Annotated in this window: 11 protein-coding genes and 1 pseudogene; 8 read left to right on the forward strand and 4 right to left on the reverse strand. The window is 70.9% G+C overall.

Going from position 1 to position 13,323, the window contains the following annotated elements:
- From E1218_RS07320 to proB, 8 genes and pseudogenes are all read left to right on the forward strand, one after another.
- A pseudogene (locus E1218_RS07320) lies at positions 1-1,178 on the forward strand (M64 family metallopeptidase); the annotation flags it as partial.
- 99 nt (positions 1,179-1,277) lie between these two features.
- Positions 1,278-1,778 carry an anthrone oxygenase family protein gene (locus tag E1218_RS07325; protein WP_132317596.1) on the forward strand — a complete coding sequence of 167 codons (501 nt, stop codon included), beginning with the start codon at positions 1,278-1,280 and terminating at the stop codon, positions 1,776-1,778.
- Positions 1,779-1,878: 100 nt separating this feature from the next.
- Entirely contained in the window at positions 1,879-2,706 is an 828-nt protein-coding gene (locus E1218_RS07330; RefSeq protein WP_132317598.1) for a TIGR03936 family radical SAM-associated protein, read from the forward strand.
- A gap of 141 nt (positions 2,707-2,847) precedes the next feature.
- On the forward strand, positions 2,848-6,153 hold the full coding sequence (locus E1218_RS07335; RefSeq protein WP_132317600.1) for an Rne/Rng family ribonuclease: 3,306 nt from the start codon (positions 2,848-2,850) through the stop codon (positions 6,151-6,153).
- A 171-nt stretch (positions 6,154-6,324) separates the two neighbouring features.
- Positions 6,325-6,642 carry a 50S ribosomal protein L21 gene (gene rplU, locus E1218_RS07340; RefSeq protein WP_132317692.1) on the forward strand — a complete coding sequence of 106 codons (318 nt, stop codon included), beginning with the start codon at positions 6,325-6,327 and terminating at the stop codon, positions 6,640-6,642.
- A gap of 12 nt (positions 6,643-6,654) precedes the next feature.
- Positions 6,655-6,915, forward strand: coding sequence for a 50S ribosomal protein L27 (gene rpmA / locus E1218_RS07345; protein ID WP_132152713.1), 261 nt, complete (start codon positions 6,655-6,657; stop codon positions 6,913-6,915).
- A gap of 222 nt (positions 6,916-7,137) precedes the next feature.
- The gene (gene obgE / locus E1218_RS07350; RefSeq protein WP_132317602.1) at positions 7,138-8,721 is read left to right on the forward strand and encodes a GTPase ObgE; all 1,584 of its coding nucleotides are present in this window, start codon (positions 7,138-7,140) and stop codon (positions 8,719-8,721) included.
- 6 nt (positions 8,722-8,727) lie between these two features.
- Positions 8,728-9,840 (forward strand): glutamate 5-kinase, encoded by a 1,113-nt coding sequence (gene proB / locus E1218_RS07355; RefSeq protein WP_132317604.1) that lies wholly within the window; start codon positions 8,728-8,730, stop codon positions 9,838-9,840.
- Positions 9,841-9,857: 17 nt separating this feature from the next.
- On the opposite strand, the gene E1218_RS07360 is transcribed toward proB, so the two are convergent.
- The 4 genes from E1218_RS07360 to E1218_RS07375 are packed head-to-tail and all read right to left on the reverse strand — an operon-like array spanning position 9,858 to position 13,286.
- Positions 9,858-10,247, reverse strand: a complete 390-nt coding sequence (locus tag E1218_RS07360; protein WP_132317606.1) for a universal stress protein — start codon at positions 10,245-10,247, stop codon at positions 9,858-9,860.
- A 2-nt stretch (positions 10,248-10,249) separates the two neighbouring features.
- Positions 10,250-11,770, reverse strand: a complete 1,521-nt coding sequence (locus E1218_RS07365) for a tripartite tricarboxylate transporter permease (protein WP_132317608.1) — start codon at positions 11,768-11,770, stop codon at positions 10,250-10,252.
- The gene (locus E1218_RS07370; RefSeq protein WP_132317611.1) at positions 11,770-12,288 is read right to left on the reverse strand and encodes a tripartite tricarboxylate transporter TctB family protein; all 519 of its coding nucleotides are present in this window, start codon (positions 12,286-12,288) and stop codon (positions 11,770-11,772) included. Before E1218_RS07370 ends, E1218_RS07365 begins: the two co-directional genes overlap by 1 nt.
- Positions 12,288-13,286, reverse strand: coding sequence for a Bug family tripartite tricarboxylate transporter substrate binding protein (locus tag E1218_RS07375; protein WP_132317613.1), 999 nt, complete (start codon positions 13,284-13,286; stop codon positions 12,288-12,290). Before E1218_RS07375 ends, E1218_RS07370 begins: the two co-directional genes overlap by 1 nt.
- Between the last annotated feature and the right edge of the window lie 37 nt (positions 13,287-13,323).

Below are 13,323 nucleotides of genomic sequence, written 5' to 3' on the forward strand. Positions count from 1 at the left end.
CGCTGACGGCCACGATCGTCGACCCGACCCCGTTCGTCCGCGATCCCGCCGTACGGCCGACCGCGTCGCGCTCGTGGACCGTCGGCAGCACGCTGACGGCCGCGCCGTCGGACGAGCCGGTCTCCTTCACCGGCTCGACGTCGACCGAGCACCCGGTCAGCGCCGACGAGGTCGTGTACGCGGAGACGACCCAGTCCGCCACCGCGCAGCCGCCGATCGCGTGGGCGCTGGACGGCAAGCCGGTCGCGAACCCCGGCAACGACCGGGACTTCGACCTCGAGCCGCTGAAGCTGACCGGCCGGCACACGCTGACCGCGACCGCGGGCTCCCAGACGCTGACGTGGTCGGTCGACGGGGTCGAGCCGGTGGTCACGCCGACGCTGTCGAAGCCGCTGCTGGCGGCGACCAAGCCGACCGGGCCGGAGTACGTCTACAACGACGCGTTCACGATGGGCCTGGCCGCCACCGACGACAGCGCCGGGTACGTCGTACCCGAGTTCCGGGTGGACGGGGACGGTTGGTACAACTACTTCGGCTGGCCGACGGACGCGTCCGCGCCGTTCCGGTTCACCGCCGAGGGGACCGAGATCGACCAGCTCGTCTACGGCAAGCTCGGCGTCCCGCGGGTGGTGCCGTGGGACGACGTCCCCTCCGGGTACGGCCGCCACCTGGTCGAGTACCGCGCCATCGATGCCTCCGGCAACATCGGTACGCCGCGCCGGTTCGCGGTCACGTTGTTGCGTCCCGCCCCTGTCTGTACGACCACGGTCACCGGCGTCCGGAACGGCCCGCTGTCCGTCCGGTCCGGCGTGACCTGTCTGTCCGGCGCCACTGTCAACGGGCCACTACTCGTCGGCCCCGGTGCGTCGGTCGTGGCGACGGACAGCCGGGTGACCGGCCCGGTCCGCGCCGAGGGTGCGGCCGATCTGCACCTGCTGCGAAGCCGGGTCGACGGCCCGGTCAGTGCCGACGGGGTGACCCGGAGTCTGGTCGCGATCGGGACCACGGTCGACGGGCCGGTGTCCGTGACCAGGTCGCGGACGGTGGAGGCCGCCGTACTGGCCGGGAACACGATCGGCGGGCCGCTGAGGTGCTCGGGCAACGCGCCGGCGCCGGTCAACCTGGAGGCCCCGAACCGGGTCTCCGGGCCCCGGACCGGACAATGCTCGCGGCTGTGAGCTTCGCAGACATGCTTGTGAGTCTCGGTGACATGTCCGTCCACTCCCCAGTGCCCTAGTTTTTCGGTGCGGGATAATCCCGTCGTACTGGAGGGTGAGATGAACGGACTGCGGGTGGCGTCGTTGCTGGCGGCCACGATGACCACGGGACTGATGGCGGGGATCTACGCGATCTACTCGAACGCCTTCATGCCCGGGCTGGCGAAGGTCGACGACAAGACCTTCGTGGGCGCGTTCCAGGCGGTCGACCGGGCCATCCTGAACCCGTTGTTCCTCGGGCTCGGCTTCCTCGGAGCGCTGGTGTTCACGCTGCTGGCCGGTCTGCTCAGCCTGAAGGAGAAGGCGCTGCCCTGGATCGCGGTGGCCTTCGCGCTGTACCTGGTCACGATGATCGTCACGGTCGCGGTGAACGTCCCGATGAACGACGCGCTCAAGGCGGCCGGCGACCCGGAGACGATCGACGTCGCCGCGGCCCGGGCGGCCTTCGACGAGGCCCGGTGGCAGAGCTTCAACCTGGTCCGTGTGCTGCTCAGCACCGTCGCCTTCGGCCTCCTCGGCTGGGCGCTCTACCTGACCGGCACGTCGTCCGCCCAGCCCTGACACCGACGCCCTGGTACGGCGGCAATCGCTTCCCGGCCGCGGTCTCGGTGGTGTTCGCCGTTCTCGGGGCGGCTGAGAGGGCGTCTGGGACAATGGCCTCGTGGCACCTGTTCAAGCACCGCCTTCCCAGCAACTTCCCGCGGTTCAGAAACTGCGGGTCCGGTTCGCCAAGCGGGGGCGGCTGCGATTCACCTCACACCGGGACTTCCAGCGGGCGTTCGAGCGCGCCGTCCGCCGGGCCGACCTGCCGGTCGCGTTCTCGCACGGCTTCAGCCCGCACCCGAAGATCTCGTACGCCGGTGCCGCGCCGACCGGGGCCGCCTCGGAAGCGGAGTATCTGGAGATTTCGCTCACACACGAGCGGGACGCCGAGCAGGTCCGGGCCGCCCTGGACGCGGCTCTGCCGCCGGGACTGGACGTGCTCGAGGTGGTTGTCGCCGGGCCCGGCTCACTGGCCGACCGGCTGGAGGCGAGCGAGTGGCTGATCGCGCTGCCAGGCGTTGAATCGGACGCCGCGTCCGCCGCGGTGGAGACCTTTCTCGCCCGGGAGGAAATTCTGGTCGAGCGCATGACCAAACGGGGACTTCGCTCGTTCGACTGTCGGGACGCCGTTCTGCGACTCACCGTCGCGCACGAACCGGCGCCGGTTGAGACGTGTGCGATACTAAAAGTGGTGTTACGGCACGGAACCCCGGCCGTGAGACCCGACGACGTTCTCGCCGGCGTGCTCGACGTAGCGACGCTCCCGGTGACGGGCCCGGCTCTGTTGACCAGGCTCGCCCAGGGCCCGCTCATCGCGGCCTCCGGCACGGTGGACGACCCGCTCGCTCGTGACCGCGACGCCACCCAGGCGACCGCGACCGGCCAGGCGGACGACCACCAGACGCATCCAGCGGAGGGCGACGCCGCCGCTCCCTCCGAGCCCTGAGCACGGGCGGAGCGGATCCAGCAGGCTTCCGCCGCCCGGCACCGATGCCGGGTGAGGCGAACCGTGACCGCCCAGGTGGCAGCGCCGGACCCGTGACAGGGGTCGCAGGATGCGCCGCAGGGCTTGAGGAGACCGCACCACATGCTCGACAACGAGCCGACCACCGAAGCAGCCGAATCGGCCGCACCCGCCCAGGAGCAGCCCACCGCCGGCAGGACCGCGAACAAGGCTGCCACTGCGAAGAAGACGACCACCACGCGCAAGCGGACGGCCAGGAAGACCGCCGCCGCCGGGGACGTCCCCACCCAGTCCGACGGCGAGACCGCCGACCCGGCCCCGGTGAAGAAGGCCGCCGCCAAGAAGGCGGCCGCGAAGAAGACCGCGGCCAAGAAGACCGCCGCCACCAAGAAGACCGCCGCGAAGAAGACCGCGAGCAAGCGGACCGCGAAGCAGGCCGCCGCCCAGGACGCGCTCCCGGAGCAGGCGGAGGCGGCTCCCATCTTCGGCGCGCCGGAGACGTCCACCGCCGACGCCGGCCCGGTGGTCGAGAGCGCCCCGGCACCGGCGAAGAAGACCGCCCGCAAGCGCACCACCAAGAAGTCGGCCACGCAGGGCCTCATGACCACCGACAGCCCGGTGTCCGACGGCCCGGTCGCCGACGCGGAGACCGCGCCCGGCACCGCCGACGCGGCCCAGGCGAACGCCGGGGCCGCGCAGGCCGACTCCGGCGCCGCGCAGGCTGACTCGGCGCAGGCGGGGACCGGCTCGCGCGGCCGGCGCTCCCGCAACCGCGCTCGTGCCGCGGACACCTCGACCGAGGACTCGACGGCGTCGGCCGGACGCGCCGACGGCGTCATCCAGGCGGGCGAGGGTGCCACCCCGGCCGCCGAGACCGAGCGGACCGACGCGGCGCAGACCGACGAGACGCCCCAGCGGCGGACCCGGCGCCGGGCTCCGGCCGCGGCCGCGGTGCTGTTCCAGGCACCCGACGTACCGGCGCAGGCGCCCGCGCAGGCCGCGTCGACCAGCCCGGTCGAGGCGACCCCGCAGCCCGACGAGGCCACGGCCGAGCCGGGGGTCGACGAGCAGCCGACCACCACCCGCCGCCGGCGCAACCGCCGGACCAAGGACGCCGAGGAGGTCGCCGCCGAGCGCGCCGAGCCGGTGGCCGCGGCCGCGGAAGCGGTCGCCGAGACCACCGAGGACGCCGAGTCCGACGCTCAGTCCGAGGACGGCGAGGAGGGCGGCGAGGGCGGCCGTCGCCGCCGCCGTCGCCGCGGTGGCCGTCGCCGCCGCAAGTCCGGTGACGCCGACGGGGCCGACGACAGCTCCGACGAGCAAGGCGACGACGACGAGAGCGACGCCGAGTCCGGCGCCGACGACGAGCAGGACGCCGCGGCCGACACCGACGACGACGGCGAGGACGGCGAGGGCTCGGGCAGTTCGACCCGGCGCCGCCGCCGGCGTCGTCGCCGCAAGGGCGAGGACAGCGCCGCGTCGCCGGACGACCCGGACGAGACCGTCGTCCGTGTCCGCGAGCCGCGCAGCAAGAACACCGCGAACGAGATCACCGCGGTCGAGGGTTCGACCCGGCTGGAGGCGAAGAAGCAGCGCCGCCGTGAGGGCCGCGCCGCCGGCCGCCGCCGGGCGCCGATCGTGACCGAGGCCGAGTTCCTGGCCCGGCGCGAGTCGGTCGAGCGGACGATGGTGATCCGTGCCCGGGGCGACCTGACCCAGATCGCCGTCTCCGAGGACAACGTCCTGGTCGAGCACTACGTCGCCCAGGAGGAGCAGGTCTCGCTGATCGGCAACGTGTACCTCGGCCGGGTGCAGAACGTGCTGCCCAGCATGGAGGCCGCGTTCATCGACATCGGCAAGGGCCGCAACGCCGTGCTGTACGCCGGTGAGGTCGACTGGGCCACGCTCGGCGGGGCCAACGGCCCGCGGAAGATCGAGCAGGTGCTGAAGTCCGGCCAGTCGGTGCTGGTCCAGGTGACCAAGGACCCGATCGGTCACAAGGGCGCCCGGCTGACCAACCAGATCAGCCTGCCCGGCCGGTACGTCGTCTACGTCCCGCGCGGCGGCAACGGCGGCATCAGCCGCAAGCTGCCGGACACCGAGCGCAACCGGCTGAAGACGATCCTCAAGGACATCGTCCCGGACGAGGCCGGCGTGATCGTCCGGACCGCCGCCGAGGGTGCTTCGGAGGACGAGCTGACGGCCGACGTCAGCCGGCTGCAGAAGTACTGGACCGACATCGACAAGAAGTCGAAGAACGGCCAGTCCCCGCAGTTGCTGCACGGCGAGCCGGACCTGCTGATCCGGGTGGTCCGCGACCTGTTCACCGAGGACTTCACCAAGCTGGTGATCTCCGGTGAGGAGGCCTACGACCAGGTCCGCGAGTACGTCTCCGACGTCGCTCCGCATCTGGCCGACCGGGTGGAGAAGTGGACCGGGGACGGTGACGTCTTCGCGAACTTCCGGATCGACGAGCAGATCAAGAAGGCCCTGGACCGCAAGGTCTGGCTGCCGTCCGGCGGATCGCTGATCATCGACCGGACCGAGGCGATGACGGTCGTCGACGTGAACACCGGCAAGTTCACCGGCTCCGGCGGCAACCTCGAGGAGACCGTCACCAAGAACAACCTGGAGGCGGCCGAGGAGATCGTCCGGCAGCTCCGGCTCCGCGACATCGGCGGCATCATCGTCATCGACTTCATCGACATGGTGCTGGAGTCGAACCGCGACCTCGTGCTCCGCCGCCTGGTCGAGTGCCTTGGCCGGGACCGGACCAAGCACCAGGTCGCCGAGGTCACCTCGCTCGGCCTGGTCCAGATGACCCGCAAGCGGATCGGCACCGGCCTGCTCGAGGCGTTCAGCGAGAACTGCGACCACTGCGGCGGCCGCGGTCTCATCCTGCACGACGAGCCGAAGGAGTCCCGTCGGCGCGACAGCCGCGGCGGCGGCAACGGCGGGGCCAACGGCGGCGGCAACGGCGGCGGCCAGGACCAGAAGGCCGCGCAGGACGGCGAGGGCGGCCGCAAGGGCTCCCGCCGCCGGGGCCGGGGCAAGGGCCGCTCCGAGGAGGAGCAGACCGAGCCGGAGACCCCGCAGCACAACGGCGACGCCGTCCAGCGGCTGGCCCAGATCGCCGCGGCGACGGCGAAGAAGGACGAGCCGGCGATCGGGGACGAGCAGGTGGCCCCGGAGGAGTCCGGTACGCCGGAGCCGACCGGCTACCCGGTGTCCGCCGAGGCCGAGCAGCACGTCAGCCCCGAGGGGACCGGTTTCCCGGCCCCCACGGACGGCGGTAACGCGGCGCAGAACGGTGTGCAGAAGCCCAGCAGGCGCCGGCGCAGTCGTTCGAAGAAGGCGGACAGCGACGCCGCTGGTGCCGAGAACCACGCCGCCGTGGCGTCCGAAGACCTGGTGTCGGCCGGTCACTGAGCCGATTTCCAGTTTGCAAGCCGAGCGTTGTAAACTTGCAGATCGGTGCGCCAGGTGCGCGCCGCCCTTGTGTTGGCAGTGTGTAAGTGTGTGAGGAACGCTTCCTCGCGTGGTTCTCACACCGTCACACGCCGTACTGAACTTCCGAACCAGCAGAGAGTGAGATCCACGGTGTACGCGATCGTGCGCAGTGGCGGCACCCAGCAGAAGGTCGCCGTCGGCGATGTCATCGAGATCGACAGCCTGACGGACCAGGTCGGCGACACGGTTTCGCTGCCCGCAGTCCTCGTCGTCGATGGCGACACCGTGACGTCCGACGCGGCCGCGCTGGCGAAGGTGGCCGTCTCGGCCGAGGTCCTGGGCCGCACCAAGGGCCCGAAGATCAACATCCTCAAGTACAAGAACAAGACCGGTTACCGCAAGCGCCAGGGGCACCGTCAGCACTACACCCAGGTCAAGGTCACCGCGATCGACGCTAAGAAGAAGTGAGCTGATCCAGACATGGCACACAAAAAGGGAGCGGCGTCGACCCGTAACGGTCGTGACTCCAACGCGCAGCGGCTCGGCGTGAAGCGGTACGGCGGTCAGCTGGTCAACGCCGGCGAGATCATCGTCCGCCAGCGGGGCACGCACTTCCACCCGGGCAACCTGGTCGGCCGCGGCGGGGACGACACCCTGTTCGCGCTGGCCGAGGGCACGGTGGAGTTCGGCACCCGGCGCGGTCGCCGCGTCGTCAACATCGTCCCGGCCCCGGCGGAGTAATCCCGCCACCCGGACGTATTTCAAGCTCTGTCGAAGGGCGGGTCGCGGAATACCGCGCACCCGCCCTTCGGCTATGTAAGAGGAGACCACAAGCCCCGCTCCTCCTCGCTTCGCCCGGCGCGGGGGACGGACAGGAACCCGTCCCGCTCGGGGCGGGTGGATGGAGACCTCGCTCCGCTCGGCGCGGGGGACGTAGGACCGACAGGAAGTAGAGAAGCACCGATGGCGATTCCCAGCTTTGTCGATCGGGTCACGGTGCATGTCACCGCGGGCCGCGGCGGAAACGGCTGCGCCTCGGTGCACCGGGAGAAGTTCAAGCCGCTCGGCGGCCCCGACGGCGGCAACGGCGGTGACGGCGGCAGCGTGATCCTCCGCGTGGACCCGGACACCACCACGCTCGTCGACTACCACCGGTCCAGTCACCGCACCGCCACGAATGGTGCCCAGGGCAAGGGTGACCACCAGGCCGGCAGCAACGGCGCCGACGTCGTCCTGCCGGTTCCGGACGGCACGGTGATCAGTACGCCGGAGGGCGAGGTGCTGGCGGATCTCGTCGGCCCTGGCGCGGAGTTCGTCGCGGCCCAGGGCGGCAAGGGCGGCCTCGGGAACGCCGCACTGGCGAGCAACTCGCGGAAGGCGCCCGGCTTCGCGCTGCTCGGCGAGGACGGCGAGGAGCGCACTCTCGTCCTCGAGCTGAAGGTGGTCGCGGACGTCGGCCTGGTCGGGTTCCCGAGCGCCGGCAAGTCCTCGCTGGTCGCGTCGATCAGCCGGGCCCGGCCGAAGATCGCCGACTACCCGTTCACCACGCTGATCCCGAACCTCGGTGTGGTCGTCGCCGGTGACATCACGTTCACGGTGGCGGACGTACCCGGGTTGATCGAGGGAGCGAGCGAGGGACGTGGGCTCGGGCACGACTTCCTCCGGCACGTCGAGCGCTGCGCCGCGCTGGTGCACGTGATCGACTGCGCGACGTACGAGCCCGGCCGGGACCCGCTCAGCGATCTCGACACGATCGAGGCCGAGCTGCGGGCGCACGGCGGGCTCCAGGATCGGCCGCGACTCGTTGCCCTGAACAAGATCGACGTACCGGACGCCCGGGAGATCGCCGAGATGGTGCAGGCCGAGCTCGAGGAGCGCGGGCTGCGGGTGTTCCCGATCTCGACCGCGAGCCACGAGGGCCTGGAGGCGCTGAAGTTCGCGATGGCCGAGATCGTCGGTCAGCGCCGGGCCGAGGCGGACAAGCCCGACACCACACGGATCGTGATCCGGCCGCAGGTGCAGGGCGGTCCTGAGTTCAAGGTGAAGAAGCTGCCGGACGACGGCGGCTGGCTGGTGCAGGGCGAGAAGCCCGAGCGCTGGGTGAAGCAGACCGACTTCGCGAACGCGGAGGCGACCGGCTACCTGGCCGACCGGCTGAACCGGCTCGGGGTGGAGAAGGAGCTGCTGGAGCTGGGTGCGGTCGAGGGCGACGCGGTCGTCATCGGCGACGGCCCGAACGCGATCGTGTTCGACTTCGCCCCCGAGGTCCAGGCCGGTGCGGAGATCCTGGCCCGGCGTGGTGAGGACCACCGGCTGGAGGAGCCACGTCCGGCGGCGCAGCGGCGCAGGCAGAAGGACACGGAGTACCACGCCCACCGGTCCGGTGAGCTGGTGACGGACCGGTCCGAGTACGGGCAGGGCTGGGTCGAGGACGAGGTCGATCTGTCCCCGGCCGAGGCCAAGCGAGCGGCAGAGAAGGCGGAGAAGCTGGCGCGCAAGGAAGCGCGTGGGCTCGAAGCTCAGAAGGAACTCGACCAGAACGGTTGACACCTGATGAAACATCGCGCGGAGGCCCTGCAGGCCACGCGGATCGTGGTGAAGGTCGGCTCGTCGTCGCTGACCCAGCGCGGCAAGATCGACCTGGAACGGCTCCGGCTGCTCGTCGACGCCATCGCGGCGCGCCGGGTGGAGGGCACCGAGGTCGTGCTCGTCTCGTCGGGCGCGATCGCGGCCGGCCTGGCACCGATGGGCCTGCGCTCGCGGCCGCGTGACCTGGCCACCCAGCAGGCGGCCGCGTCCGTCGGGCAGGGCCTGCTGATGGCTCGCTACAGCGACGCGTTCGCGGCCCACGGCCTGCGCGTCGGGCAGGTGCTGCTGACGGTCGACGACGTGACCCGGCGCAGTCACTACCGCAACGCGTACCGGACGTTCGCGCGCCTGCTCGAGCTTGGCGTCGTACCGATCGTCAACGAGAACGACACGGTGGCGACCACCGAGATCCGGTTCGGTGACAACGACCGGCTGGCCGCGTTGACCAGCCACCTGGTGCACGCGGACCTGTTGCTGCTGCTGTCGGACGTCGACGGCCTGTACGACGGGGATCCGCGTAAACCTGGTACCGCGATGGTCGCGGACGTCCGGGGGCCGAAGGATTTCGAGCCGCTGCGGATCGGCCGGACCGGATCGTCGGGAGTCGGCACCGGCGGCATGCAGACGAAGGTCGAGGCGGCCGCGATCGCCACGGAGGCAGGGATTCCGGTCGTGCTGACCTCGGCCGCCCGGGTCGGCGAGGCGCTGAAGGGACTGCCGGTCGGCACGCTGTTCCACCCGACCGGCCGTCGCCGCAAGACCCGTCTGCTCTGGCTCGCGCACGCGACCTCGGGCCAGGGCCGCCTGCGCCTGGACGAAGGTGCGGTCCGGGCGGTGACCGAACGCCGTACGTCGCTGCTGCCGGCCGGGATCTCGGGTGTCGAAGGCACCTTCTCCGCCGGGGATCCGGTCGACCTGGTGTCCCCGGCAGGAGTGGTCGTCGCCCGCGGACTGGTCAACTACGACGCGACCGAGCTCCCCGACCTGCTGGGCCGTTCGACCCGGGAGCTGGCCAGGGAGCTGGGTGCCGCGTACGAGCGCGAGGTCGTCCACCGCGACGACCTGGTGCTGCTCTAGCGTCCTGGGTCAGGACACTAGGGTTTGACCGCCAGGACCGGGCACTCGGCCTGCAGCAGGATGGTCTGTGCCTGGCTGCCCATCAGGAGCTTGCCGACAGCTGAGCGGCGGCGCAGGCCGATGACGATGAGCTCGGCGTTGATCTCGTGCGCGAGCGTGAGGATCTGGTCGGCCGCGTCCTTGCCCTCGACCAGCTGTTTGAGCTCGTGCTCGACCCCGGAGCCGGCCAGCCGGTCCTCGACCGAATCCCACTGCTCGTGACTGGCGAACCGCTTGTCCACCAGCGCCTCGCCGCGGCTGGAGTTGACCACCACCAGGCGCTGGTCCCGGAGCCTGGCCTCCTCGATCGCACTGTCGAGAGCGGCCATGCCCTCGCTGGTCGGCACGTATCCGACGATGATCGCCACGGCTACTCCCCCTTCTCGGCGTGCTGCGGTTCGTTGGTCTTCTTCGGCGTACGGAGCCGGCCGACGATCGGCGGGACCACCACGACCAGCAGGATGACGACGTACACGGCCTTGGAGAACCAGGTGTTGTAGAGGCCGCTGAGCTGGCCGTCGCTGATCTGCAGGGCGCGGCGCATCTGCTCCTCGGCGGTCGGGCCGAGGATGATGCCGATGATCGCCGGCACCACCGGCAGGCCGAAGCGGCGCATGCCGAAGCCGAGCGCGCCGAGGACGAGCAGCAGCCACAGGTCGAACGTGGACAGGTTCGCGGCGTACGCGCCGATGCTGGCGAAGAACAGGATGCCGGCGTACAGGTACGGCCGGGGGATCCGCAGCAGCTTGGCCCACATCGGCGCCAGCGGCAGATTCAGCGCGAGCAGGATCGCGTTGCCGATGAACAGGCTGGCGACCAGACCCCAGACCAGCTCGGGCTGCGTCTCCAGCAGCCGCGGGCCTGGCTGGATGCCGTAGCCCTGGAAGGCGCCGAGCATCACCGCGGCGGTCGCGGTGGTCGGGATTCCCAGCGTGAGCAGGGGAACCAGACCGCCCGCGGCCGACGCGTTGTTCGTCGCCTCGGGACCGGCGACGCCCTCGATCGCACCCTTGCCGAACTCCTCGGGGTGCTTGGTCAGCTTCTTCTCGGTGACGTACGACAGGAACGTCGGGATCTCCGCGCCACCGGCCGGTACGGCGCCGAACGGGAAACCGATCGCGGTCCCGCGCAGCCAGGGCTTCCAGGACCGGCGCCAGTCGTTCCGGTTCATCCGGGCGGCGCCGACTCCGATGATCTCGACCGGGGTACGGCGCAGGTGGGCGGCGATCCACATTGCCTCGCCGACCGCGAACAGGGCGACCGCGACCACGACCACGTCGATGCCGTCGGCAAGTTCCGGGATGCCCAGCGTGAGCCGTTGCTGACCGGAGGTCGGGTCGATTCCGATCAGGCCGATCAGCAGCCCGATCGCCAGCGCGGCCAGGCCGCGGACCTTCGACGAGCCGAGCACGGTGGTGACGGCGATGAACGCCAGCACCATCACCGCGAAGTAGTCCGGCGCGCCCATCTTGATGGCCAGCTTCACCACTTGCGGCGCCAGCAGGGCCAGGCAGAGCGTGCCGATCGTGCCGGCTACGAACGATCCGATCGCGGCCGTGGCCAGCGCGGCGGCACCTCGGCCCGCGCGGGCCATCCGGTTGCCTTCGATCGCGGTGATCACCGAGGCGCTCTCACCGGGTGTGTTCAGCAGGATCGACGTGGTCGAGCCGCCGTACATGCCGCCGTAGTAGATGCCGGCGAACATGATGAAGGCCTGGGTCGGCTCGAGTGAGTACGTCAGCGGCAGCAGCAGCGCGATCGTCATCGCCGGCCCGATCCCGGGCAGCACGCCGATCGCCGTACCGAGCAGGACGCCGACGAAGGCGTACAGCAGATTGGTCGGGTGGGCGGCGGTGGCGAAACCGTTCAGCAGGTCGGTGAGTGCGTCCATCAGAGGATTCCCTTGAGGATGCCGACCGGAAGGGCGATGCCCAGCGCGAGATTGAACAGGTACCAGGTGCCGACCGACAAGGCGATCGAGATGATCGCGTTGCGGACCGGGTGCCGGCTGCCGAGCGCGTAGGTGGTGCCGAAGAACAGCACCGCCCCCGACACCGGCCAGCCGAGCCGGTCGATCAGCAGGATGTTGGCCACGAACGCCGCCGTCAGCAGGCCGAGGGTCTTCCAGTCACTGCCGTGACCGAGGTCGACGTCCTCGCCGGCCTCCTGCTCGCCGCGGCCGCCGCGCAGGACGTCGACGGCGAGCAGTAAAGCGGTCAGGATCAGCAGCGCCCCGACGGCCAGCGGGATCGTTTTGGCGTCGACCGGCCCGCGGGCCTGGACGTCGGGGAGCCGGAGCGCGTCGCCCACGGCCCAGCCGCCGAGGACCAGGAGCAGGAGGGCCACTCCGAGCTCGGAGCGGCCCTGCGTCGACGGGCCTCGGGTGGTGCTCGCGGACGGAGTGCTCATCAGGCCACGAGACCCAGTTCCCGCAGTACGCCCGCGACCCGGTCGTTCTCCGACGTGAGGAAGGTCTTGAACTCGTCGCCGGTCTGGAACGCGTCGGCCCAGCCCTGGTCGGCCAGCGTCTGCTTCCACTGCGGCGAGTCGTGCATCTTGGTCAGCAGGTCGACGAACTGCTGCTTCTTCTCGTCCGACAGCTCCGGCGGCGCGACGATCCCGCGCCAGTTGGTGAAGACCAGGTCGACGCCGAGGCTCTTCAGCGTCGGTGCGTCGATGCCCTCGACCGGCTTCTCGGTGGTGACCGCGAGAATCTTGACGTCGCCGGTCTTGGCCTGCTCGGCGACCTCGCCGATCCCGGTCGCGGCGAACGCGACCTTCTTGCCGAGCACCGCGGTCAGCAGTTCGCCGCCGCCGTCGTACGGCACGTAGTTGACGCTCTTGGGCTCGACGCCGACGGCCTTCGCCAGCAGCATCGGGGTCAGGTGGTCCGGGCCGCCCGCGTTCGACGCGCCGCCGACCGGCACCTTGCCCGGGTCCGCCTTCCAGGCGGTGACCAGCTGGTCCAGGCTGGTGTACGGCGACCCCTTCGGGACGACGATCGCCTCCGCCTCCTCGATCAGCTTGGCGATCGGCACGGTGTCCTGCAGCGTGGCCTTCGACTTGTTCGTGTAGACGGCCCCGACGACGCCGAGTCCCATCTGCATCAGGATGTCTTCCTTGCCCTTCTCGTTCACCAGCCGCTGCAGGCCGACCGTGCCGCCGGCGCCCGCGGTGTTGAACACCTCGACGGTGTCGGTGAGCTCGGCGTCCTGCATCGCCTTGGCCGCGGCCCGGGCGGTGGTGTCGTAGCCGCTGCCGGGGGAGTTCGGCACGAGGATGCGCAGACCCTTCACCGGGCCGGTGCCGCCGGAAGCGTTGTCGTCGGCGCTGACGCCACAGCTGGTGGCCGCGAGGGCGACCGCCAGTACGGCGGCGATGCTGGTGAACCACGTCCGTGCTTTCACGGCGGTCTCCTTGGGCTGGATGGTTCTGCGGTGGTGC

Source organism: Kribbella turkmenica, from assembly GCF_004348725.1.
GTDB lineage: Bacteria > Actinomycetota > Actinomycetes > Propionibacteriales > Kribbellaceae > Kribbella > Kribbella turkmenica.

Excerpts from the sequence above, each read along its gene's own strand:
- E1218_RS07365 (WP_132317608.1), bottom strand. The coding sequence starts at position 11,770 with ATGGACGCACTCACCGACCTGCTGAACGGTTTCGCCACCGCCGCCCAC.
- rpmA (WP_132152713.1), top strand. The coding sequence starts at position 6,655 with ATGGCACACAAAAAGGGAGCGGCGTCGACCCGTAACGGTCGTGACTCC.
- proB (WP_132317604.1), top strand. The coding sequence starts at position 8,728 with ATGAAACATCGCGCGGAGGCCCTGCAGGCCACGCGGATCGTGGTGAAG.
- obgE (WP_132317602.1), top strand. The coding sequence starts at position 7,138 with ATGGCGATTCCCAGCTTTGTCGATCGGGTCACGGTGCATGTCACCGCG.
- E1218_RS07335 (WP_132317600.1), top strand. The coding sequence starts at position 2,848 with ATGCTCGACAACGAGCCGACCACCGAAGCAGCCGAATCGGCCGCACCC.
- E1218_RS07370 (WP_132317611.1), bottom strand. The coding sequence starts at position 12,288 with ATGAGCACTCCGTCCGCGAGCACCACCCGAGGCCCGTCGACGCAGGGC.
- E1218_RS07325 (WP_132317596.1), top strand. The coding sequence starts at position 1,278 with ATGAACGGACTGCGGGTGGCGTCGTTGCTGGCGGCCACGATGACCACG.